Raw genomic sequence first — 21493 nt, 5'->3', positions numbered from 1 at the left:
CTGCGATCTTTTGATGCAACCCTATTACTTGCCTTGGAACTCAGCCTCACGCTTGGCAATAAACGCCGCCATCCCTTCCTTCTGATCCTGCGTCGCAAACGCCGCATGGAACACCCGGCGCTCAAAGCGCACGCCTTCGGCCAGGCTCACTTCAAAGGCACGGTTGACACTTTCCTTGACCATCATCGCAATCGGCAACGACTTTTTGGCGATCAGCGCCGCGACTTTCAGCGCTTCGTCCAGCAGCTCATCACTCGGCACGATCCGCGCCACAATCCCGCAACGCTCCGCTTCCACGGCATCGATCAGACGACCGCTCAGGCACATTTCCATGGCCTTGGCCTTGCCCACCGCACGGGTCAGGCGTTGGGTGCCGCCCATGCCCGGCAACACACCGAGGTTGATTTCCGGCTGACCGAACCGGGCGTTGTCGCCGGCCAGAATGAAGTCGCACATCAACGCCAGCTCACAGCCGCCGCCCAAAGCAAAACCGTTGACCGCCGCGATGATCGGCTTGCGGCGGTTGGCCACGCGATCGCTGTCGCTGAACAGGTCGTCGATGTAGATCTGCGGATAGGTCAGCTCGGCCATTTCCTTGATGTCGGCACCGGCGGCGAAGGCTTTTTTTGAACCGGTCAGGACGATGCAGCCGATGTTCGAGTCCGCCTCGAAGCCATCGAGGGCCTGGTTCAGTTCGCTGACGATCTGCGCGTTCAACGCGTTCAGCGCCTGTGGACGGTTGAGGGTGATCAGGCCAACGCGGCCGTGGGTTTCCAGCAAAATCGTTTCGTAGTTCACAGATTCTCTCCTTCTTATAAATTGCGCGAAATGACCATGCGCTGAATATCGCTGGTGCCTTCGTAGATCTGGCAGACCCGCACGTCGCGGTAGATCCGCTCCAGCGGGAAATCGTTGAGGTAACCGTAACCGCCCAGGGTTTGCAGCGCCGAGGAGCATACCTTCTCGGCCATTTCCGAGGCGAACAGTTTGGCCATCGACGCTTCGACCAGGGCCGGTTTGCCGCTGTCGCGCAGGGCGGCGGCGTAGTGAACCATTTGCCGCGCCACGGCGATCTGGGTCGCCATGTCCGCCAGGCGAAAGGCCACGGCCTGGTGCTCGATGATCGGCTTGCCGAAGCTCTGGCGCTCACGGGCGTAGTCGCGCGCCGCTTCGAAGGCGGCACGGGCCATGCCCACCGATTGCGAAGCGATGCCGACGCGACCGCCTTCAAGGTTGGCCAAGGCAATCCTGTAGCCTTCGCCCTCCTCGCCCAAACGGTTGGCCACCGGCACCTTCACGTCTTCGAAGAGGATCTGGCAGGTGTCGGACGCATGCTGGCCGAGCTTGTCTTCGACCCGCGCAACGGTGTAGCCCGGCGAATCGGTCGGCACGATAAAAGCGCTGATGCCGCGTTTGCCCGCGCTCGGATCGGTCACCGCAAACACGATCACCACCCCGGCATTCTGCCCGGAGGTGATGAACTGCTTGCAGCCGTTGAGCACATAGTGATCGCCTTCCAGGCGCGCACGGGTTTTCAGGCCGCTGGCGTCAGAACCGGCCTGGGGTTCGGTCAGGGCGAAAGCGCCGAGCATCGCACCGCTGGCCAGCGGTTTGAGGAAGCGTTCTTTCTGCTCATCGGTGCCGTAGTTGAGGATCGGCACACAGCCCACGGAGTTGTGCACGCTCATGATGGTCGAGCAGGCACCATCGCCGGCGGCGATTTCTTCCAGCGCCATGGCGTAGGCCAGGTAACCGGTGTCGCATCCGCCCCACTGCTCCGGCACCAGCATGCCGAAGAAGCCCAGCCCGGCCATCTCGCCAATGGCTTCCTTGGGAAAGCGATGCTCACGGTCCCACTCGGCGGCGAACGGTTTGAGCCGTTCCTGGGCAAAATCCCGGGCCATGTCGCGGATTTGTTGTTGGTCGTCATTGGGGATCATGCCAAGTCCTTAAAAATAAATTGCCCCCTGTAGGAGCTGGCGAAGCCTGCGATCTTTTGATTTTTGGCAGTCTTGAAATCGCTAAAAAATCAAGGTCAAAAGATCGCAGCCTGCGGCAGCTCCTACAGGTCTTAATACAGGCATTCCACGGCCATGGCCGTCGCTTCACCGCCGCCGATACAAATCGCCGCAACGCCGCGTTTCAGGCCTTTCTGGCGCAGGGCCGAAAGCAGGGTCACCAGAATCCGCGCACCGGAAGCCCCGATCGGGTGACCGAGGGCGCAAGCGCCGCCGTGCACATTGAGCTTCTCGTGGGGGATCTCCAGATGAGTCATCGCGGCCATGCCGACCACGGCGAAGGCTTCGTTGACTTCCACCAGATCGACGTCATTGAGCGACCAGCCGGTTTTCTTCATCAATTTCTTGATTGCACCGATTGGCGCCACCGGGAACAGGCCCGGGGTGTCGGCGAACGCAGCGTGGCCATGAATCACCGCCAGCGGCTTCAGGCCTTGCTTCTGTGCCTGGGACTGGCGCATCAGCACCAATGCCGCCGCACCGTCGGAGATCGAACTGGAGTTGGCCGCCGTCACTGTACCGCCTTCGCGGAACGCCGGTTTCAACGAAGCGATCTTGTCCAGCCGGGCTTTTGGCGGCTGCTCGTCATTGCTGATCACCACCTGCTCTTTGCCGACCATCACCGTCAGCGGGACGATTTCATCCTTGAAGCTGCCGTCCTTGATCGCCTGCTGCGCGCGGGTGGTCGAGGCAATGGCGAAGGCGTCCTGGGCTTCACGGCTGAAACTGTTGGTTTCGGCGCACTCTTCGGCGAAAGTTCCCATCAGGCGGCCTTTGTCGTAGGCGTCTTCGAGGCCGTCGAGGAACATCGAGTCCTGCACCCGGCCATGGCCCATGCGGTAGCCGGCACGGGCGCGGTCCAGCAGGTAAGGCGCGTTGGACATGCTTTCCATGCCACCGGCGACCACCACATCGGCACTGCCCGCCACCAGCATGTCATGGGCCAGGATCGCCGCTTCCATGCCGGAACCGCACATCTTGTTCAGGGTGGTGCAGCGAGTCGATTTATCCAGCCCCGCACCCAGCGCCGCCTGACGCGCAGGGGCCTGGCCAAGGCCGGCCGGCAGTACGCAACCGAACAACACCTCGTCGACGGCATCACTGGCAACACCGGCACGTTCGACGGCGGCCTTGATGGCGGCCGCACCGAGTTGCGGCGCGGTCAGGCTTTTCAGCTCGCCCTGGAAACCGCCCATCGGGGTGCGGACGGCGCTGACGATAACAATTGGATCGTTGGACATTGTCATGACAAATCCTCCTTACTTGGCGGCCATGCGCAAGGCTCCGTCGAGACGGATCACCTCGCCATTGAGCATGCTGTTTTCAATAATATGCTTGACCAGCCCGGCATACTCGCCCGGTTTGCCCAAGCGCGGCGGGAATGGCACGCCAGCGGCCAGGGAATCACGGACTTCCTGGGTCATGCCGGCCATCATCGGCGTCTCGAAAATGCCGGGGGCGATCGTCATGACACGGATGCCGAAACGCGCCAGTTCACGGGCCGCCGGCAAGGTCAGGCTGACAATCGCACCCTTGGACGCCGAGTAGGCCGCCTGGCCGATCTGGCCGTCGTAAGCAGCCGCAGACGCGGTGTTGATGATCACGCCGCGCTCGCCGTCGGCATCCGCTTCGGTCTCGGCAATCGCCGCTGCCGCAAGGCGCAGCATGTTGAAGCTGCCGATCAGGTTGACGTTGATCACCTGGCTGAAACTGGACAGCGCATGCGGGCCGTTTTTGCCGAGGATCTTCTCCCCGCGCACGATACCGGCACAGTTGACCAGGCCGTTGAGGCCACCGAAGGCTTTGACCGTGGCTTGAACCGCTGCTTCGGCCGCCGCTTCGTTGCTGATGTCGGCGACAACACTCTGCGCACCAAGGCGCTGGGCCTGGGCCGCAACGGCTTCGGCGTTCAGGTCCACCAGCATCACTTTCGCGCCAGCGGCGACCAGCACCTCGGCCGTCGCTGCACCGAGGCCGGAAGCGCCACCGGTAACGATAAAAATCTTGTTCTCGATCTGCATCATTGTTTCCCTGGATTCAAGCTGGAAGGTTCTTCGCCGCAGCCTCTTGAGCCTTGGCGATTTCCTGGTTGCGCAAGATAAAGCGCTGCAATTTGCCGCTTGGGGTTTTCGGCAATTCGCTGACAAATTCGATTTCGCGGGGGTACGAGTGCGCCGCCAGACGCTTGCGCACGTGCTGGCGCAGCTCTTCGGCCAGCTCGGGGGCGGCGCGGTATTGCGCGCTGAGCACGACGAACGCCTTGACCAGTTCGGTGCGCTCCGGATCGGGCTTGCCGACCACGGCGGCCTCGACCACGGCCGGGTGTTCGATCAGCGCACTTTCCACGTCGAACGGGCCAACCCGGTAGCCGGAGGTGGTGATCACGTCATCACTGCGACCGACGAAGCTGATGCTGCCGTCCGGGTTCCACTCGACGGTGTCGCCACTCAGGTAATAGTTGCCGACAAAGGCCTTGGTCGGCCCGCCTTCGTAGCCGGCGAACCAGCACATCGGCGATTGGCTGCGGTCGATCGCCAGGATGCCCGGCTGCCCGATACCCAGCTCCTTGTACTGGTCGTCCAGTACCACGATGCGGTGGCCCGGCGAGGCAAAACCGGCGGCGCCCATGTGAATCGGGTGCTCAAGGCCGTGGTGGTTGCACAGCACCATGCCCAGTTCGGTCTGGCCGTAGTGGTCGTGGATGACCACGTCGAGGTTGTCGGCGAACCAGCGGATCACTTCCGGGTTCAGCGGCTCGCCGGCGCTGCTGACGATACGCAGCTTGCCCTTGATCGACTTGGCGAATTCATCGCCGCCGGCAATCAGCAAGCGGTAGGCCGTCGGCGAGCCCGTGAGGTTGCTGATCCCGTACTTGTTGATGACCCGGCAGGTGCTTTCGAGGGTGAACGGGCCATCGTAAAAGGTGATCGGATGGCCCATGGACATCGGCCCCGTGACACCGAAATAAATGCCGTAGGCCCAACCCGGGTCGGCGACGTTCCAGAAGGCGTCTTCCGGGCGCAGATCCACCGCGTCGCGGGTGTAGCTCTGGAATGCAACGATGGCCTTGAGCGGCACCGACAACGCTTTCGACGGGCCGGTGGTGCCCGAGGTGAACATCAGCAGGAACGGATCTTCGCCGGTCAGCAGCACCGGTTCACAGTCGGCGGAGTAGTTGGCCAGTTCGGCCCAGAAACTGAAATCGCCATGCACCAGGCCCTGCCCTTTGGCACCGGTGACGGTCACGATGGTCGGGCAATCGGCGACTTCGGCGAGTTTCGGCCGGTTCACTGCATCGGTCACCACCACTTTGGCGCCAGAGCAGCCCAGGCGGTGCTCGATGGCCTTGGGGCCGAATGCGGTAAACAGCGGTTGATACACCGCACCAATGCGCCAGGTGGCGAACACGGTGATCAACAGTTCGATATTGCGCGGCAACAGGCCGGCGACCTTGTCGCCTTTCTTCACGCCCTGGGCCAGCAGGTAGTTGGCGAAACGCGCGGCCTTGTCCTGCAAGTCGGTGAAGGTGTACGTCGCACCGGTGCCGTCGCGTCCTTCCCAGAACAGCGCGATGCGACCCGGCAAGGCATGCCGGTCACAGCATTCGACACAGGCGTTGAGGGCCGTCAGATCGCCCGCGAGCGCGGCATCGACGGTGTGCTGATAATTGAACTGAGAAGTAGCAGACAAGTAATCGCGCATTGCCAGAATCCCACTGTGTTTTTTATTAGGTTGGGGGGAACCGTAATCAACAGGGAAATACTCGCTCTGCGCGGGTTACCGGGCAATGGTCAAAGTTATCAAGTTGTCTGACTGCTTTGGCCAAAGCCCGCAGGTCATCAGGAAGTGAAGCGCACCCCGGGTTTGGCCCGCTCGTCCACGGTCAGCTCGAACACATCCGGCCGGGCGTAGTGGCCGACCACGTCGTAGTCGTAGCGGGCGCGTACCAGGTCGTCGGTGTCGATCTGTGCGGTGAGTAGCCCGGCACTGTCGCGCAACGGTCCGGCAAGAATGTCGCCCATGGGGCCTACGATTACACTGCCACCGGCAATCAACGGCCGATCCGCCGGCCAGTTGGCGATATCCAGGCCCAAGGCCTGGGGCGATGCCTGGATCTGGCAGGCGCTGACCACGAAGCAGCGCCCTTCATGGGCAATGTGGCGCATGCTGACCTGCCACATATCCCGCTCGTCCACGGTGGGCGCGCACCACACCTCCACACCCTTGGCGTACATCGCCGTGCGCAGCAGCGGCATCATGTTTTCCCAACACACCAGCGCCCCCACGCGCCCGACCTGGCTGTCGATCACCGGCAAGGTCGAGCCATCGCCCTTGCCCCAGATCAGCCGCTCGGTGCCGGTGGGCATCAGCTTGCGGTGTTTGGCCACCAGCCCGGCCTGCGGATCGAAGTACAGCGCGGTGCAGTACAAGGTGCTGCCGGCGCGCTCGATCACGCCGATCACCAGATTGGCTGCGGTGCGTGCGGACAGCGCCGCCAGCGCCTCGGTTTCCACGCCGGGTACATCAATGGCATTGGCAAAATAGCGGGCAAAGGCTTCGCGCCCTTGCGGCAGGCGATAGCCCAATTGCGTACCAAAGCCCTCGCCCTTGGGATAACCGCCCAGCAGCGCTTCCGGCATCACCACCAACCCGGCGCCGGATTCGATGATTGCGTTTTCATAGGACAGGATCTGTTCCAGGGTTTCAGCCTTGCCGCCGGGCAAGGCGCCGATCTGCAGCGCCGCAACGATTGATTTGGGCATCTTGGAAACTCCATTCGCATCAGGTGTTGCTCATTCTCCGGCGCCAGGCAATCATCAATAAAGACCGATTCAATGCTGAATGATATGAACCAAATGAATATCACCGACGTCGACCTCAACCTGCTCAAAGTCTTCGAGGCGCTGCACGAAGAGTCCAGCGCCAGCCGTGCCGCCTTGCGCCTGGGCGTGACGCAATCGGCCGTCAGCGCGGCCTTGCGTCGCTTGCGCGAGCTGTATGGCGATCAGCTATTCGTACGCACCGGACGCGGCCTGGCCCCCTCGCTCAAGGCCAATCAGCTCAAACCGGTGGTCAGCGATGCCCTGAACAAATGCCGGCAGAGCCTGGCGATGGTCGACCCGGCTGCGCAACAGTACGAAGGTCGTTCGGTCACCGTGGGAATGTCGGATGATTTCGAGATTGCCTACGGCCGGCGGCTGATCGAAGAGATCGCCCGTAGTGCACCGAAACTGCGGCTGATTTTCCGCCAGACCCACAGCCAGATCGTCGCCCAGGCGTTGATGGAGCGCAGCATTGACCTGGCGATTAGCGCGGGCGGGTTTGCCGAGCGGCTGCTCAGCCGTCAGGTGCTGGGGGAAGGTGGTTATCTGTGCCTGGCGGACCCGTCGAGCCTGGTCGAGGGTCAGCAGAGCATCGGTCTTGAGGAGTTTGTGGCACGCGAACACATTCTGGTGTCGTCCGGCGGTTTTATCGGGATTACCGACGAGGGTTTGGCGGCGCTGGGGCTCAGTCGACGGGTGTGCGCCTCGACCACGCATTTTGCCGCGTTGCCCCATTTGCTCAAAGGCAGCCGGGCGGTGGCGACCATTCCGGCCCATGCCGCCCAAAGCATCGCTACGCTCTGCGGGCTGGCGCTGCTGCCCTGCCCCCTGGCCTTGCCGCGCTACCCGATCGAACTGGGCTGGCGGACCAGCACCCAGCTCGACCCGGTGCTATTGAAAGTGCGCGAGGCGATCGTCGCGAGCTTCGCCTGACGACCGATGTTATTTGTTGGCCGCCATCAGGCGATTGACTTCACTGCGCACCATGTTGGCGTATTCCGGTGGCGACATGCCATCCAACTCGGCGCGCACCCATTCGGCCCACTTGCCTTTGCGCTTGGCCCGTTCGCCGAACAACCGCGCGGCCTCACCCTTGGCCTTGCCCAGGTTGTTTTGCCAGAGTTCGAACAGACGGGATTTCTCGTCTTCAAGCGCAGCGCGCTCGGCGAGGGGTTTGTCGGCCAGATTGAAGCTCATGGGAATTTCCTGCTGCGTAAAATAGGCGACATCTTACACTGTAGGACGAAAGGTCCTGCGCCGGTTTTTCAGCAAGATGACCTCCCCGGGCAAAATAGCTGCAACTTTTCCGACGACGGCAGACTCCATTGTTCACTGTCCACTTACCTGCAAGGAGTACTTCAATGGCCCGCAAAACCGCCGCGCAAGCCGCCGAAGATCAAATCAAGGATCAAGCCTTCAGCGAACTTCAAACGCTGATCGAAGAATCGGAAAAACTGCTGAAAAGCAGCGCCTCGCTGGTCGGGGAAGAAGCGGAGACCCTTCGTGGACAGATCGCCCTGAAACTCCAGCAGGCCAGGGATTCGGTGAGCAGCGTGCGCGAGCGCACCCTGCCCGCGGTCGAGGCCACTGAAACCTATATCGGCGGGCATCCATGGCAAACCGTGGCGATTTCCGCCGGGTTTGGTTTGGTGGTGGGATTGTTGTTGGGGCGTCGATAAACACTGGCAAACACTGAACCCTGTGGGAGCGGGCTTGCTCCCACAGGGGGTTGCGGCGTATCTAAAGGATCACTCCCCCGCCAATTCCCGAAGATTCGCCAGCGTCCGGGCATCCAGTTCAATGCCATTGACCTGCGACTTCGCGCGCTGATGATGACGCCGATCCCCCGGCAAACGCTTCAGGCCGACCCCGTGCATTTGCCGCACCAGTTCCTGGCTGCGCTCGGCAAAACTCTGCCCCGCCGCTTTGCCCGGATCGATCACGATAAGCAATTGGCCAGTCCAGGGTGTCTTGGCGCCAGGGTGGTTCTTCCAGTCGAACTCGAAGGAAAAATTGCCGCCGGTCAGTGCCGCCGCGAGCAACTCAACCATCATCGACAACGCCGAGCCCTTGTGCCCGCCGAAAGGCAGCAACGCACCGCCGTCGAGAATCGCCTTCGGGTCCGTGGTCGGCTGGCCGAGGCTGTCCACGCCCATCCCTTCCGGCAAGCGCTCACCCTCGCGGGCGGCAATTTGCACATCGCCGTGGGCAATGGCGCTGGTGGCCAGGTCGAAGACAATCGGCGAGCCATCGGCCCGCGGCGCAGCGAAGGCAATCGGGTTGGTGCCGAACAGCGGCCGGTCGGCACCGTGGGGTACCACGCAGGTCATGCTGTTGACCACGCTCAATGCCACCAGGCCTTCATCGGCGAAGGGTTCGACATCCGGCCACAAGGCCGCGAAATGGTGTGAGTTACGGATCGCCAGCGCCGCGATGCCGGCACTTCGGGCCTTTTGCACCAGTAGTTCGCGTGCCGCCGCCAGGGCCGGTTGCGCAAAACCGTTGTTGGCGTCGACCCGCACAAACCCAGAAGCCACATCTTCGACCACCGGAACCGCCTGGCCATTGACCCAGCCGCTTTGCAGCGTCGAAACATAACCTGGAATCCGGAATACCCCGTGACTGTGCGCGCCGTCGCGTTCGGCCCCGGCGCAGTTTTGCGCCAGCACCCGGGCAACGTCGGCCGAGGTGCCGTGACGCAAAAAAATCTTCTCCAGCAAAGCGCTCAGCGCATCGAATGAAAGGTGGGACGGGACAGCGGTAGAGGCGTGATCGTGTGGCGCAGACATCTGAAGCTCCAGACTGATTATTGGAGGGAACAACAGCGTACAAAGACCCGCCGATTAACAACGCGCGGCGAGCGACCTGTCAACCTTTCGCTCTGGGTCGATCAGAGATATCCCTCTCACGAATGCCCAGGCCCCGTGCGTTATCTATTTACCACCCGTGCCAGCGCACCGGCTTTTAGTGTCGAAGCTCAATCCACAGGCGCCTGTGAGTGGCACCTTGAACGAGACTCGACGATGTCTACACCCGTAACTCCGCTGTTTTTCCCCGAGGCGCTGACATTGCGCGGACGCTGGAAAGAACTTGGCAAAACCCATGGACTGACGCAAAAGGACTTCGAATGGTTCAGCCATATCGAACTGGCCACCCAGGCACTGCGCGATAAGCAGACGCCGCCCATGCTGGTGAAGAACGTGCTGCTGAAAATCCCGGGGCTGGAGCCCGTGGTGCTGGCCGGCAGCTTTGTGTTGACCGCGACACCCGATGACAATGGCCTGATTCTCTACACCCCGTACGCCGGGATAAAAAAGTTCGCCAACCGTACGGCCCTGACCGACCATCTGGTGACGCAACTCAAGGCCGCCAGTGAAGACGACGACCTGCTGGCCTTCATGGCGGTGTCTCAACGCAAGGCCGTGGTGGACGCCGGCGAAATCGTGTTGGACTTTCAACCCATCGACGACGACGTGTTCGAAGACCAGCGCAAGACCCTCTCCACCCATCAGCAACTCAACGACCAGGCCCTGCTCGACGAATTGAAAGTGCTGCCGTCCCTGACCTCGCTGCTCGACACATTGCTGAATCAGAAGCTGGCGGCGTCCTTTCCCGGTCTGGATCAGAGCCAGACCCAAGTGAACTTCTACCAGGCAACAACGCCAGAGAATGCTGACGAAAGCCATCCGGCGCGACGCTGGGTCAACTCCCTTTCCTTGAGTGAGGCCGTCCTCCTGCATTATCGCCATCAGCTTTGGCCGGCCGGACAGTCCCACGAATTTTTGCATCCGGAAAAGTCCCCGGCAAACGCCGACCAGCCACTGTGGGAAGCCGCAGTCACGACAATCTCGCGCCAACTGATCAGCCTGCTGGTCGGGCAGCTCGAAGGCTTCTGGGCTGCACCGAGCGCCGACGGCGCATCCCGTCGAGAGTTCTTCGGCCAGGCCATCGCCGATCAGGCGCGAGTGCAACTGCTGCTCAAGCGCGAAGCCGAGATCATCACCCCGGAGCAAAGCCAGGATTTGCACGCGTTGATCTCTACGGCCAGCCGGACGAACCAGGCAATGACGGTCGAAACCGTTCGCCTGTGGGAGTACAAGGCCAATTATGTGGAGCTGGCCGGCTCACTGATGGTCAGCACCGGCAATGCGTTTCTCTACACGCCCACCGCAGGCCTGCAGGTACTCAAGGACTATAAGGACTTGTGCGATACGGTGCGCAGCAAGTTCAGCGCTGCCGGTCACGAGGATGAACTCTATGGCCTGCTGAGCCTGGACGAGCGTCAGCGTTTCATTGGCTTTGACCAGCCGAATGTGACCGGGGAAGCAATTTCCGGCGAGATCTTCCCCAAGCTCTTCGACGGGATCATCGGCAAGCAACGGCAGAACATGCAATATGCCCTGCAGGTGTTCCGTCACAGTGACGGCACCGTGGACATCCACGCCCTGTTCGACAAAGCGCTGGATATCCGCTCGATGATCAACGAGCGCCTGCTGACGCTGGCTACCGACGGGCGCTGGAGCACGCGGCCCGTGCTATCCGGTGATCAGCATCCCTCCACGGTGCTGGCCCACACGGCGGCCACTTTCGCCAAGTCCTTCAACGACATCGAGACACCGTTCAAGACGGATTTCGCAGCACAACCGGTCGCTGCTCTGGCCCTGCAACGGGTCTATCTGGAAAACATGAAACCCCGCCTGGCCCATGCACTATCCGTTGGCCTGCGTGGCGAGGCCAATATGCGAGTGCTCGGCGCGACACTGCGGGATGCGGATCGGGCCATTGTCGAAACGGTATTCAATCCGGACCGGGCCGACCGGCAGAACCGTCCGGCCCTCAACGGCTTCCGACCCGATGCCTACTCATTGACACTGGAGTGCTCCGGTCAGCGCGATGTCCTGCCCCTGGCCCATTGTCTGCTTTTGACCGAGCGTGGCGGACTCGACCCCTCGCATTCCGGCCGGACAATCCTTTGGACACCCGCCGAGGGCCTGGAAGTCTTTGACAACATCAGTCGCGCAAGGCTGGAGCTGAACAGACGCCTGCTCGAACCGCAACAACGCCTGGCGCTGCTGGAAAACCTGACCCCGGCCCAACGCTTCCTTCACCAACGCTACTCACTGGGACCGTTGCGGCTGATCGAAGGGTCTGTATTGGAACGGGTCGCGCAATCATCCATCGAGCACTTTCTGGCTCGCTGCGAACACGTACGCATTTTCAAGCTGAGCGACACAAAGCGCAAAAAAGCCCTTAAAGACCTGACCACAACGGTGCTTGACACCAACCTGCAACGAGCCAGGTCGATTGCCCTGGCGATCGGCCAGCAGCAATCCCTGCCCGCCTGGCTGGGAATGGCTCCGCTGCAAGACCTGCGACTGCACCTTGAACTGCTGGAGCAATACCGCAACAGCGTTGTTGAGGACAAAGACTATTTGCACGGGATCAAACCCCTCAAGTCGTATGTGCATGAAACACTGAAATCGTTGCTCGCCGACCGCTTCCCGGCAACAACACTGGACCCCGACAAAATTCAAATCACCCCGGACCTGGCGTTGGTCGGCCCTGCCCGGAGCCTCACCGAGTTCGCCTTGCACCACGTCAACATTACGCAAGGCACCGGGTTCAAGGTCGGGTCGGCAACCACGCAAACCCTGCCCGCGGGGCTGGACCAGGCGGCTGTTCGCCAGTTGCTGCTATTACTGAAAATTGCGCAGAACTACGCCAAACATGTCACCGACAACTTGTCGAACAATGCGGCGGACGTGGAACAACGGATCCTGCGCTTCGTCAAGCAACTGCCCTGGCAATTGCTGCAACACGCACACGAACTGAAACTGCAGCAACGGCTGTCCGACAGCGCTTTCGATTTGCTTCGGCAAGTATTCGACATGCCGGACGCCATCGCCCGGGCTACCGTAGAAGGTGCGCACGCCATTGCCCGACCACTGGAACTGATCAAGACAACCGGTGCCGCCGCCGTCAAGGCACTGGGCCTGTACCTGATCGGTCCCGGCGAAGGCAAGGCAGGCCCGCAAATCCTCTATGCCCCTTACCACCCCAGTGGCTCACCGTTCGTTGAGTTCGACAATGAGGCCAGCGTTGTCGCGGCGCTCAACACACCGGGGCCATTGCAGGAGATGCTGCTTCGTCGCCTGCCGACCAGTCAGCAAACAGTGTTTCGCAACCTGCTCAAATCCACCGTTGGCCAGTCGAGCGAAATCACCCTGGCGTCCAGCCCCATCAATGGCAACCTGCTGACCCACTTGTTCCATGACAACACCAGGCTGCTGGAGAAGATGCTCGGCAGCCAGGCAAACGCAACCGCTCAGTCTGACTGGGAGGCTGTCAAACATCTGTTCAGCTCCGGCATAGAGCGCATTTCAGGCCTGCTGCCGGGCAAACTCGCGTATGTGCAGTTTCTTTGGAGGGCCTACAAGGACGCCAAAAACTCAGCCGAAGCCCTACAGGACCATCACTGGACGACCGCCTTGCGCGAGTTTATTGCCGGCGCGGCACAAATCGTGTCATTGGGCCGCTTGTCGCTTGAAGGGTGGGCCGAAAGCGCCCAGGCAACCAGCGAAGCCGCTGCTCAACCGGCCGTCCCCGCCGTGATCGCGCAACCCTGGTCGCAAGTCCGGTCGACAGCGCAACTGCGTACCCGGCTGCGACGGTTCGAAACCACCACCGAACTCAAGGACCTGACGAAAAGCAGCACCGACGGCACCTATCTGGAAGCGGGCAGCAAGAAAACCTTCGCCGCCATTGCCGGCAAAGTGTACGGCGTGAACAAGACCGGAGCGGTCTGGCGAATGGTCAAAGGCGAGCAAGAAGGCCCGGTGTTGCTGGCTACACCCGGCAAGCAACTGGTCATCGACCCGGATGCCCACACCGTTCACTTCGGCAAAGCCGTCTCGAAAATGCGCAATCAGTATGTCAACGCCTATGTTGCCAGGGAGGTGCTGAACATCGAGGCCCGGGGAATGGAGGAGATCCGCGCAAGACATCCCGAAAAAGCCCGCATGATCGTGCAGGCCATCGACATGGCTCGCTATTACGCGTTCAACAGCCTGCACAACCTGGTGCAACTCAGGGAACTCGTCCCGGGCACACGGCTCGATACCTTCCTCAAACAGTTCTTTGATGTTGACCTGATCGACAAAGCACTGCTCGACAAAATCAGGCAGGCCGTCGTTCCCATTTGCAACGCGCTGGTCGATCCCGATGAAGACTGGATGAACTCGCAACGTTTTATCGTGGGTTCAAGCCGGGACCCGGAGGACAACCTTGTCGCGTTTGTCGTGGACAAGGATCAACAGCGCAATGTGCATTTCACGGAAAACTTCTTCGATCAACAACTGGACTGGTACAAATCCAGCCTGACTCAGCCCTTCGATGTCGACGGCCACAGTCAGGCCGCGACCCTGATACACGAGTTCGCTCATTTGTTTTCAGGGGCCGTGGACATCGCCTACCTTGAGGCCAGGCTACCGTTCAGCGATCTGGTCGCGTCGGTCACCGGCTATGGCGCAGCAAAGAAACAGTCTCAAGTGGACTTCCAGCGAGAAGCCTTGTCGATGAAAACGCCAAAGGACGAACTGTTCGCACGCTGGAACAGTGGGCGGCAATTATGGGTCAACCTGGACTCCATACCGAGCACTTCCCACATCGGCAAGAAAATTCTGCAACTGACGGGCAGCGAGACCATGGCTAAGGCACGGGAAGCTTTTTTTAACGTGCGGGACTCGAAGTTCCGAACCGATGTCATTTTGCACAATGCCGACTCGGTCGCGTTTTTGATCTGCGAAATGGGCCGGCAACTGGACCCGGTACCGGTCGCTACGCCCCCTGCACCCTGATCCTGGCGAAATAACGCGCAGATCCCCGGATCTGTGCGCTATCGCGGTGTTTGATTTGATCTTTTTTTTACGCATCCCATGGATACTGCTACCCGAGAGCAGATGTTCCAGAGGCGAAGCGTTGAAAAAAAACCACACATTGATAGTTAAATGCCATGACTGATGTTCTCGCAGACTCCCCCCCAAGGTTAGAATGCAGGAAACCAGGAAGGGCCAATGACCGACCACACGATCTCGGAAGCCGAATACGACGCCATCACCGATGCCGCTGCGCATTGGTGCATGCGTCTGCACGCCAATGACTGCACCGAGCAAGAGCGCCAGGCGTTCGAGCAATGGCGCAACGCGCATCCGCTCCATGCCATCGAGTACGAAGCGATGCTGGAGATCTGGGATGTCGCTGGCGACCTGCCCCGTCCCGAGCCCGTCGTGCCGCTGGTTCGCCCCAAAGCGGAAAATCCGTGGCGCCGCCTGGCGATCGCAGCGGCGGTCTGCGCCCTGGCGTTGCCGGTGGCCGGTTATGGCGGCTGGCATCTGGGCTGGGTGCCAAACGCGTACCAGCATTTCGAAGCGACCGACAATGTTCGAACGGTCACCTTGAAAGACGGCAGCCAGGTGGAACTGAACCTGGGCAGCGAGCTGACGTACAGCAACTACAAGGATCAGCGGCAAGTCACGCTGGAAAAAGGCGAAGCCTTCTTCAGGGTCAGCCATGACACCCGTCACCCCTTCGTGGTCAAGGCCGCCGAAGGCCGGATTCGCGTGACCGGCACCCAATTCAACGTCTGGATGTATGAAGACCAGGTCAAGGTCAACCTGATCGAGGGTTCGGTACTGGTCAGCAGCAACGCCAACCTGAATGGCGACGGTTTGCACCTCAGCCCGGCGATGCAGGCCAGTTATCGCCACGGCGACTTCACCCCCCGCATCAGCCAGACCTATGACAATGACAGCTCGCTGGCCTGGCGCCAGGGCAAACTGGTGCTCGACGATCTGTCCCTGAGCGATGCGCTGCCCTTGATCAATCGCTACCTCGACAAACCGCTGATGGTGGCCGACAACAGCACCGGCTCGATCCATATCGGCGGCATCTACAACATCAACGAGATCAACGGCCTGGTGAAATCCTTGCCGCGGGTCCTGCCGGTCTACCTGACCCGCAATCAGAACGGCAATCTGGTGGTCAACGCGATTCCGCAAACCTCTCCGAAAAGCTGAAAAGGCCGCCACCCCTTGCGGGGTGCGGCCTTCAGTGTTCATGCAGAACTTCTGCTCCTTACTGCGCGGCCACCTTGGCATCCTGCCGACGGATCGTCTGCACCTGATAGTCCGGATCGGACAGGATCTGTTGCTCGGTGAAAGGCAGCACGCTCCATTGCTTTCTCGAAAAGGCCTGCGTCTGGTCCCGTGAATATTTCGACGCCGGGTCGCTGGACAACGAGAACGCCAGCAGCCCTTTGGCCTGCGGTCCGTTTTCGTCGAAGGTCACCACCTGCAGGTAACTCGTACCGCTGACCACCTCACGCTTGCCATCGCTGCGCGGCACGCTCTGGATGGCGTTGTAGACCCCCAGTGCACCCGGTCCGCCGTGGATTGGCGTCTGTTGCCCGCCGCTGCTGACCACCTGGATATCGCCCCAACGGCTGTCGGGTTTCAGGCCTGCCGCCTTGACCTGATCGACAGATGCCCGCATCGCGTCGCGCAGTGCCTGTGCAACTGGTGGCCGTTCAACCGCCAAGCCGCGCGGGGTATGTTGTGGATCCTGCGGATCGAATGCCACGCGCCATAGGTCCGGCACTGGCTCCAAAGCCTCCATGACATTCTGGAAGTGCACAAAGCCCAGGCCGCTGCCCAGGTTGGCCTTGCGGTCCCAGGCCTTGAGGCTGGCGCACAGTGGCGCGAGGGTTTTGGCATCGGCACCGAGATCCGCCACGCAGAATTGCAGCAGGTCCGCCATCACCTGATCCGCCTGATAAACCTGATCGTCCATGACCATGCGTTGCAAGTCCGCTGCCCCGACCTTGCCGGCCTTGGCCAGCGCGCTCAAACGATCGAGGGCAAAGCGTGAACGCAGCCCCAATGGCTGGCTGTCCTGGCTGATCAACGGCGAATAGCCGGTCAGCGGTTGCGCCGGGTTGGCCAGCCATGCCGAGTCGTTGGAGTGCTGGACAAAATCCTTGCGCAGCAATTGCGGTAACTTGTCCGCTGCATAGATGCCCTGCTGTGGCGCCTGCGGGTCGATGTCCCAGGCACAGGCGCCGTTGGAGCCGTCGAGAGTGATCATCTGCAAGCCAACGCGCGGATCGCTGCACTGCGCCAGCTTGTCGAGGCTGACGTTGGGCACCACCGAGAGGTTCATGTACAGCGTCTGCCCCTGATCGTCCGCCGCCAGGGTGTTGACCCACGGAATGCCCTGGATCTTGTGCACCGAGGCCTGGAAATCCTCGAGGCTTTCAGCGCGATTCATTGCGTACCACTGCTGCAGAACGCGGTCGTTGTCCAGATTGGCGTCACGCAGGCTGTAGGCGTACTGGTGGTCCCAATCCAGTTTTCCCGGCCATTGCACCACCGGACCGAATTTCGAGCTGTAGATCTCGTGGGGAATCGCCCGGACCTGCCCATCCGCCTGCCTGATGTTGACGGTCACGGTCTGCTTGTCCATCGGCAAGGACTGGCCGTCGAGCAGGTAACGGGTCGCATCCTTGGGGTCCAGTTGCAGGCGATACAGCGTGAAATGCCGGGAAGAATCCACGGTGTGGGTCCAGGCCAGATGTTGATTGAAACCGATGTTGATCACCGGCAGACCGGGTAACGCCGCGCCCATCACGTCCAGTTTGCCGGGTATGGTCAGGTGCATCTGATAAAAGCGCATGCCGCCCACCCACGGAAAGTGCGGATTGGCCAGCAACATGCCGCGTCCGTTGAAGGAGCGCTCGCTGCCGACCGCGACGGCATTGCTGCCCCGGTCCAGAGCGAAGCGCTGCATCCGCGTGGCGGCCACCTGGAACGCTGGCTGTGCACTCGATGCCTGGGCCACTGCGTTGGGTGGCGTGGCACCGGCCAGGGCTTCGGCAAACTGGCCGACGCCACCTTCGACCAACAGGCGCCGGGTCAGCTTGACCAGATCCGAGGGGGTGATCTCGCGCACCCAATCGCCCTGACACTGCAGCGGTAAACCCTGGGCCCGACGTTCGCTCAAGGAGCGGTTGTACCCCGCCACATAGCCTTCGACCAGTTCACGCACTTCGGGGGTTTGGGCCTGCCAGAAACCGGCGACAGCTTGCGGAGTGTTCAGCCAGGTGAAAAACACATCACTGACCAGGTTCTCCCGCTCTTCGACGGTGAACTGATCCGGCCCGAAGTACCGCGAACGTTCGCCGTTGACGGTCGTGATTTCGTTGGCCAGCAGGCACAGGTTGTCCTGGGCGTAGGCATAGCCGATGCCGTAGCCGAGCCCGCGCTCGTTGTCGGCGCGGATGTGTGGCACGCCAAAACCGGTTCGGCGGATATCCGCGCTCGTTTGCGCGGGCGTAGCGCTCGCGCTTGCCGCAAGGCTCAACCCCAGGCTCACCCCCAGAGCCACACCCGCCAGGCTCAACCTGATTAACTGGCTGGAAATAATCACGCTCGCTCCTGATCGAAAAAACGATGGCCACGGTTGCGCATATCCACGCACGCCGTGCCTCCCTGTAGGGACGAAGCTCACCACAAAAATTTAGGGATTTACTGTGCAACGACCCATGGTCTGACAGGTTGATCACGCGATGGCGACAAAATTTCTACATTCGAACCTTCATGATTCGGGCTGCTCATACGTCTAGTCCTGTAAGAGCGCCCATTTTTTTCTTGATCAGGCTCTGAAAGGAGTTTTGCAATGTACAACTCGCAACTGCCAACGGACGGTAGCAACGCGCCAAAGGGTACTTCCATGGGAGTCGGCGTATTCGAGCCGCGTACCGATCGTCACGGCAACGAGCGGATCCGGATCCTGCTCAAAAGCTTTGGCCTTCGAACCAGCCTGATCCGCCTGAAAGTCATCGACGCCCTGCTGACGGCCGCCGAAAACGACCGCAGCCTTGGCGTGCGCGGCGTGCACAGCCAATTGCTGGACCTGGATATTCCCCTGTCCTTTCTCAGCGTGCGTGAAGTGCTAAAGCGCTTGTGCAGCGAAGGCGTGATTGTTCTCAACCCCGACAAAAGCTACAGCCTGCATCCCCAGGCTGCCGCCATTTTGCGCAACCGATGATCGACTGATCAGGGCTTGACCTTGCGGCGCATCACGCCATTGATGACCACCACGACCACCGCCACGCCAATGGCGATGTACTGGAACAGTTTTTCGCTGATGACGCCGGTATTCTGCAACCAGGAAAGGCCAAACATGATCCCCAGCACCACCAGGGAGATCAGAATCGAGTATTTCAAACGTTGCGACTGAGTCATTGCGGGTTCCTGAATCTGAAATTGTATCCGGTTTGTATCGACATGCATGCCAAGCGCTTACCCGGTTTCGGGGATAAGCCGCTACAAGCGGGGTCCCATGTTACAGCCGATGAAGAGTTTTAGCTTCATTGCGGCGATAACCATGAGGACTTTCAAATGTTGCGTCGAATCACACTGCTGATTCCCCTGCTTGCCATCCTGACCCTGAGCGGTTGCATTGTTTTCCCCCACGGGGGCCGGCACCACGACCACTATGGCGGACCAGGTTACTACCAGCTTCGTTAACCACTACTCAATGCCCTGAATCCTTGCGATAAAAGTCATTGCCCGGCTGGGCACACAGTTCCACCAGCCAATCGACAAACACACGCACCCGCCGGGACAACTGGCGGTGCGGCGGATAAAGCGCCGTCATCGGCATGCCCGGTGGCGGCACTTCCCTCAGTACTTCACACAAACGCCCCTCCTGCAGTTGCCGCGCCACGTGATAGTACGGCGTCTGCACCAGGCCATATCCGGCCTCGCACGCAGCCAGATAGCCATCGGCACTGTTGACCGCCACCTGCTTGGGCAGGTCGACCGACCGCACCTGGCCATCCACGACAAACTCCAGTCCATAGCGTTTGCCACTGTTACTGGAGACGTACTCGACCATCCGGTGGCCGCGCAGGTCATCCAGCGTATGGGGCGCTGCGTGCCGCTGCAGATAGTCGGGGCTGGCACAGGTTACCTGATCCAAGACCACCAGGGGCCGCGCCACCAGCGAGTCGTCCAGCGGCGAACCACCGCGCAGCACACAATCGACACCTTCGCGTATCAGGTCCACCGGGCGGTCATTCAGGCCGATTTCCAGCTCGATCAACGGATAGCGGGCGGTGAACTGCGGCAGTGCCGGAATCACAATCAGGCGCCCCACGCCCGCCGGCATATCCACCCGTAACAAGCCCTTGGGATTGTGGCGTGCGGCACTGAACACCGCTTCGGTCTCTTCCAGGTCTGCCAGCAAGCGCACGCAACGCGGGTAATAGGCCGCGCCATCGAGCGTCAGGCTGATCTGCCGCGTGGTGCGTTGCAGCAGTTGCACCCCAAGATGCGCCTCCAGTTGTTTGATCAGGATGGTGACCGAGGCCCGGGGCAATTGCAGGCTGTCGGCGGCCTTGGCAAAGCCGCCCAACTCGACGATCCGGGTAAAAACGCGCATGGCGTTGAAACGGTCCATTGCTGGCTCCACCGGCTGATTATTTAGATTTTACGAATAGTGATAGCCGTTTTAGCCGGTTTATCTTGTTTCTGTCGAGGCGAACAATGGCGATTCACTTCACAGGGAGCTGATTTCATGCACACACGTCAATTGGGAAAAAACGGTCCGCAGGTATCGGCCATCGGCCTGGGCTGCATGGGCATGACCGACTTCTACACCACCGGCACGGACACCCGCGAAGCAACGGCCACCTTGCATCGCGCGCTGGAACTGGGGGTCAACCTGCTCGATACCGCCGACATGTACGGTCCGCACACCAATGAAGAACTGATCGGCAAGGCCATCGCCGGCAAGCGTGACCAGGTGTTCCTGGCCAGCAAGTTCGGGATCGTCCGCGACCCGGCCAACCCCACTGCCCGGGGCGTCAACGGCCGGCCGGAATACATTCGCCAGTCCATCGATGGCAGCTTGAAGCGCCTGGGCGTGGACACCCTCGACCTGTATTACCAACACCGAATCGACCCGCAGGTGGCCATCGAAGAAACCGTCGGTGCCATGGCCGAACTGGTCAGTGCCGGCAAGGTGCGTTACCTGGGATTGAGCGAGGCCTCGGCGGCGACCCTGGAACGAGCGCACAAGGTTCACCCGATCAGTGCGTTGCAAAGTGAGTATTCGTTGTGGAGCCGTGATCAGGAAGAAAACGCTTGCCTGGCAACCTGCCAGCGCCTGGGCGTCGCCTTTGTGCCCTATAGCCCGTTGGGCCGAGGGTTTCTGACCGGCGCATTGAAAAGCCCGGATGATTTCGCGGCCGACGATTATCGTCGTTTCAGCCCGCGCTTCCAGGGCGAAAACTTCGCGAAAAACCTGCTGCTGGTGCAACAGGTACAAGCGCTGGCGGCAGAAAAAGGCGTGACGGCGGGCCAACTGGCGCTGGCGTGGGTGCTGGCCCAGGGTGACTACCTGATTCCGATTCCGGGCACCAAGCAACGTAAATACCTGGAAGAAAACGTGGCCGCACTGGAGGTGACGCTGAGTGGCGAAGAACTGCACGCGCTGGAAGCGATCTTTGCGGCCAATGCCACCGCAGGCCTGCGTTATCCGGAAGAAGTCATGAAACTGCTCGACCGCTAAGGGTTGCCGGCCCGTTCGATG

Annotated in this window: 17 protein-coding genes; 6 read left to right on the top strand and 11 right to left on the bottom strand. The window is 60.9% G+C overall.

Going from position 1 to position 21493, the window contains the following annotated elements:
• Nucleotides 1-24 precede the first annotated feature (24 nt).
• From ACMDB8_RS12640 to ACMDB8_RS12615, 6 genes are all read right to left on the bottom strand, one after another.
• Complete coding sequence (locus ACMDB8_RS12640; protein WP_056724587.1) at nt 25-798, bottom strand: enoyl-CoA hydratase; 774 nt, start codon at nt 796-798, stop codon at nt 25-27.
• A gap of 14 nt (nt 799-812) precedes the next feature.
• The gene (locus tag ACMDB8_RS12635) at nt 813-1940 is read right to left on the bottom strand and encodes an acyl-CoA dehydrogenase (RefSeq protein WP_056724585.1); all 1128 of its coding nucleotides are present in this window, start codon (nt 1938-1940) and stop codon (nt 813-815) included.
• 131 nt (nt 1941-2071) lie between these two features.
• Nucleotides 2072-3265 (bottom strand): acetyl-CoA C-acyltransferase, encoded by a 1194-nt coding sequence (locus ACMDB8_RS12630; RefSeq protein WP_056724584.1) that lies wholly within the window; start codon nt 3263-3265, stop codon nt 2072-2074.
• Between the two features lie 12 nt (nt 3266-3277).
• Nucleotides 3278-4039 carry an SDR family NAD(P)-dependent oxidoreductase gene (locus ACMDB8_RS12625; protein WP_409079049.1) on the bottom strand — a complete coding sequence of 254 codons (762 nt, stop codon included), beginning with the start codon at nt 4037-4039 and terminating at the stop codon, nt 3278-3280.
• Between the two features lie 16 nt (nt 4040-4055).
• Nucleotides 4056-5720, bottom strand: coding sequence for an AMP-binding protein (locus tag ACMDB8_RS12620; protein ID WP_056724579.1), 1665 nt, complete (start codon nt 5718-5720; stop codon nt 4056-4058).
• 137 nt (nt 5721-5857) lie between these two features.
• Nucleotides 5858-6781: a carbon-nitrogen hydrolase family protein gene (locus ACMDB8_RS12615; RefSeq protein ID WP_056724578.1), complete on the bottom strand. Its 924-nt coding sequence runs from the start codon at nt 6779-6781 to the stop codon at nt 5858-5860.
• 84 nt (nt 6782-6865) lie between these two features.
• Between ACMDB8_RS12615 and ACMDB8_RS12610 the strand changes: the two genes are divergently transcribed.
• Nucleotides 6866-7774 (top strand): LysR family transcriptional regulator, encoded by a 909-nt coding sequence (locus ACMDB8_RS12610; RefSeq protein ID WP_056725102.1) that lies wholly within the window; start codon nt 6866-6868, stop codon nt 7772-7774.
• A 9-nt stretch (nt 7775-7783) separates the two neighbouring features.
• Here the strand turns inward: ACMDB8_RS12610 and ACMDB8_RS12605 are convergent, their stop codons facing one another.
• Nucleotides 7784-8038: a hypothetical protein gene (locus tag ACMDB8_RS12605; protein ID WP_007970091.1), complete on the bottom strand. Its 255-nt coding sequence runs from the start codon at nt 8036-8038 to the stop codon at nt 7784-7786.
• A 164-nt stretch (nt 8039-8202) separates the two neighbouring features.
• Between ACMDB8_RS12605 and ACMDB8_RS12600 the strand changes: the two genes are divergently transcribed.
• Nucleotides 8203-8520, top strand: coding sequence for a DUF883 family protein (locus ACMDB8_RS12600; RefSeq protein WP_056724576.1), 318 nt, complete (start codon nt 8203-8205; stop codon nt 8518-8520).
• A gap of 69 nt (nt 8521-8589) precedes the next feature.
• On the opposite strand, the gene ACMDB8_RS12595 is transcribed toward ACMDB8_RS12600, so the two are convergent.
• Nucleotides 8590-9630 carry an Ldh family oxidoreductase gene (locus ACMDB8_RS12595; RefSeq protein WP_223540933.1) on the bottom strand — a complete coding sequence of 347 codons (1041 nt, stop codon included), beginning with the start codon at nt 9628-9630 and terminating at the stop codon, nt 8590-8592.
• Between the two features lie 234 nt (nt 9631-9864).
• On the opposite strand from ACMDB8_RS12595, the gene ACMDB8_RS12590 reads away from it, so the two are divergent.
• Both ACMDB8_RS12590 and ACMDB8_RS12585 read left to right on the top strand, forming a co-directional pair.
• Nucleotides 9865-14697 (top strand): dermonecrotic toxin domain-containing protein, encoded by a 4833-nt coding sequence (locus ACMDB8_RS12590; protein ID WP_409079050.1) that lies wholly within the window; start codon nt 9865-9867, stop codon nt 14695-14697.
• A 216-nt stretch (nt 14698-14913) separates the two neighbouring features.
• Nucleotides 14914-15915, top strand: a complete 1002-nt coding sequence (locus ACMDB8_RS12585) for a FecR family protein (RefSeq protein ID WP_056724569.1) — start codon at nt 14914-14916, stop codon at nt 15913-15915.
• Nucleotides 15916-15973: 58 nt separating this feature from the next.
• Here ACMDB8_RS12585 and ACMDB8_RS12580 read toward each other — a convergent pair whose 3' ends face one another.
• The gene (locus ACMDB8_RS12580) at nt 15974-18322 is read right to left on the bottom strand and encodes an acylase (RefSeq protein WP_409079051.1); all 2349 of its coding nucleotides are present in this window, start codon (nt 18320-18322) and stop codon (nt 15974-15976) included.
• Between the two features lie 249 nt (nt 18323-18571).
• Between ACMDB8_RS12580 and ACMDB8_RS12575 the strand changes: the two genes are divergently transcribed.
• The gene (locus ACMDB8_RS12575; RefSeq protein ID WP_056724565.1) at nt 18572-18943 is read left to right on the top strand and encodes a hypothetical protein; all 372 of its coding nucleotides are present in this window, start codon (nt 18572-18574) and stop codon (nt 18941-18943) included.
• A gap of 8 nt (nt 18944-18951) precedes the next feature.
• Here the strand turns inward: ACMDB8_RS12575 and ACMDB8_RS12570 are convergent, their stop codons facing one another.
• Nucleotides 18952-19140 carry a hypothetical protein gene (locus tag ACMDB8_RS12570; protein WP_056724563.1) on the bottom strand — a complete coding sequence of 63 codons (189 nt, stop codon included), beginning with the start codon at nt 19138-19140 and terminating at the stop codon, nt 18952-18954.
• Nucleotides 19141-19432: 292 nt separating this feature from the next.
• Complete coding sequence (locus tag ACMDB8_RS12565) at nt 19433-20359, bottom strand: LysR family transcriptional regulator (protein WP_056724560.1); 927 nt, start codon at nt 20357-20359, stop codon at nt 19433-19435.
• Between the two features lie 117 nt (nt 20360-20476).
• Here ACMDB8_RS12565 and ACMDB8_RS12560 point away from each other — a divergent pair, with 117 nt between their 5' ends.
• On the top strand, nt 20477-21472 hold the full coding sequence (locus tag ACMDB8_RS12560) for an aldo/keto reductase (protein WP_223540928.1): 996 nt from the start codon (nt 20477-20479) through the stop codon (nt 21470-21472).
• The last annotated feature ends 21 nt before the right edge of the window (nt 21473-21493 follow it).

This window comes from Pseudomonas monachiensis (assembly GCF_047345015.1).
Classification (GTDB): Bacteria; Pseudomonadota; Gammaproteobacteria; order Pseudomonadales; family Pseudomonadaceae; genus Aquipseudomonas; species Aquipseudomonas monachiensis.
This window is presented reverse-complemented; position numbering and strand designations above follow the sequence as displayed.

What these genes read in the sequence shown, in the direction of transcription:
- ACMDB8_RS12630 (WP_056724584.1), bottom strand. Translation starts at nt 3,265, where the DNA reads ATGACAATGTCCAACGATCCAATTGTTATCGTCAGCGCCGTCCGCACC.
- ACMDB8_RS12600 (WP_056724576.1), top strand. Translation starts at nt 8,203, where the DNA reads ATGGCCCGCAAAACCGCCGCGCAAGCCGCCGAAGATCAAATCAAGGAT.
- ACMDB8_RS12575 (WP_056724565.1), top strand. Translation starts at nt 18,572, where the DNA reads ATGTACAACTCGCAACTGCCAACGGACGGTAGCAACGCGCCAAAGGGT.
- ACMDB8_RS12585 (WP_056724569.1), top strand. Translation starts at nt 14,914, where the DNA reads ATGACCGACCACACGATCTCGGAAGCCGAATACGACGCCATCACCGAT.
- ACMDB8_RS12615 (WP_056724578.1), bottom strand. Translation starts at nt 6,781, where the DNA reads ATGCCCAAATCAATCGTTGCGGCGCTGCAGATCGGCGCCTTGCCCGGC.
- ACMDB8_RS12635 (WP_056724585.1), bottom strand. Translation starts at nt 1,940, where the DNA reads ATGATCCCCAATGACGACCAACAACAAATCCGCGACATGGCCCGGGAT.
- ACMDB8_RS12620 (WP_056724579.1), bottom strand. Translation starts at nt 5,720, where the DNA reads ATGCGCGATTACTTGTCTGCTACTTCTCAGTTCAATTATCAGCACACC.
- ACMDB8_RS12595 (WP_223540933.1), bottom strand. Translation starts at nt 9,630, where the DNA reads ATGTCTGCGCCACACGATCACGCCTCTACCGCTGTCCCGTCCCACCTT.
- ACMDB8_RS12560 (WP_223540928.1), top strand. Translation starts at nt 20,477, where the DNA reads ATGCACACACGTCAATTGGGAAAAAACGGTCCGCAGGTATCGGCCATC.
- ACMDB8_RS12590 (WP_409079050.1), top strand. Translation starts at nt 9,865, where the DNA reads ATGTCTACACCCGTAACTCCGCTGTTTTTCCCCGAGGCGCTGACATTG.
- ACMDB8_RS12605 (WP_007970091.1), bottom strand. Translation starts at nt 8,038, where the DNA reads ATGAGCTTCAATCTGGCCGACAAACCCCTCGCCGAGCGCGCTGCGCTT.
- ACMDB8_RS12610 (WP_056725102.1), top strand. Translation starts at nt 6,866, where the DNA reads ATGAACCAAATGAATATCACCGACGTCGACCTCAACCTGCTCAAAGTC.
- ACMDB8_RS12565 (WP_056724560.1), bottom strand. Translation starts at nt 20,359, where the DNA reads ATGGACCGTTTCAACGCCATGCGCGTTTTTACCCGGATCGTCGAGTTG.
- ACMDB8_RS12625 (WP_409079049.1), bottom strand. Translation starts at nt 4,039, where the DNA reads ATGCAGATCGAGAACAAGATTTTTATCGTTACCGGTGGCGCTTCCGGC.
- ACMDB8_RS12570 (WP_056724563.1), bottom strand. Translation starts at nt 19,140, where the DNA reads ATGACTCAGTCGCAACGTTTGAAATACTCGATTCTGATCTCCCTGGTG.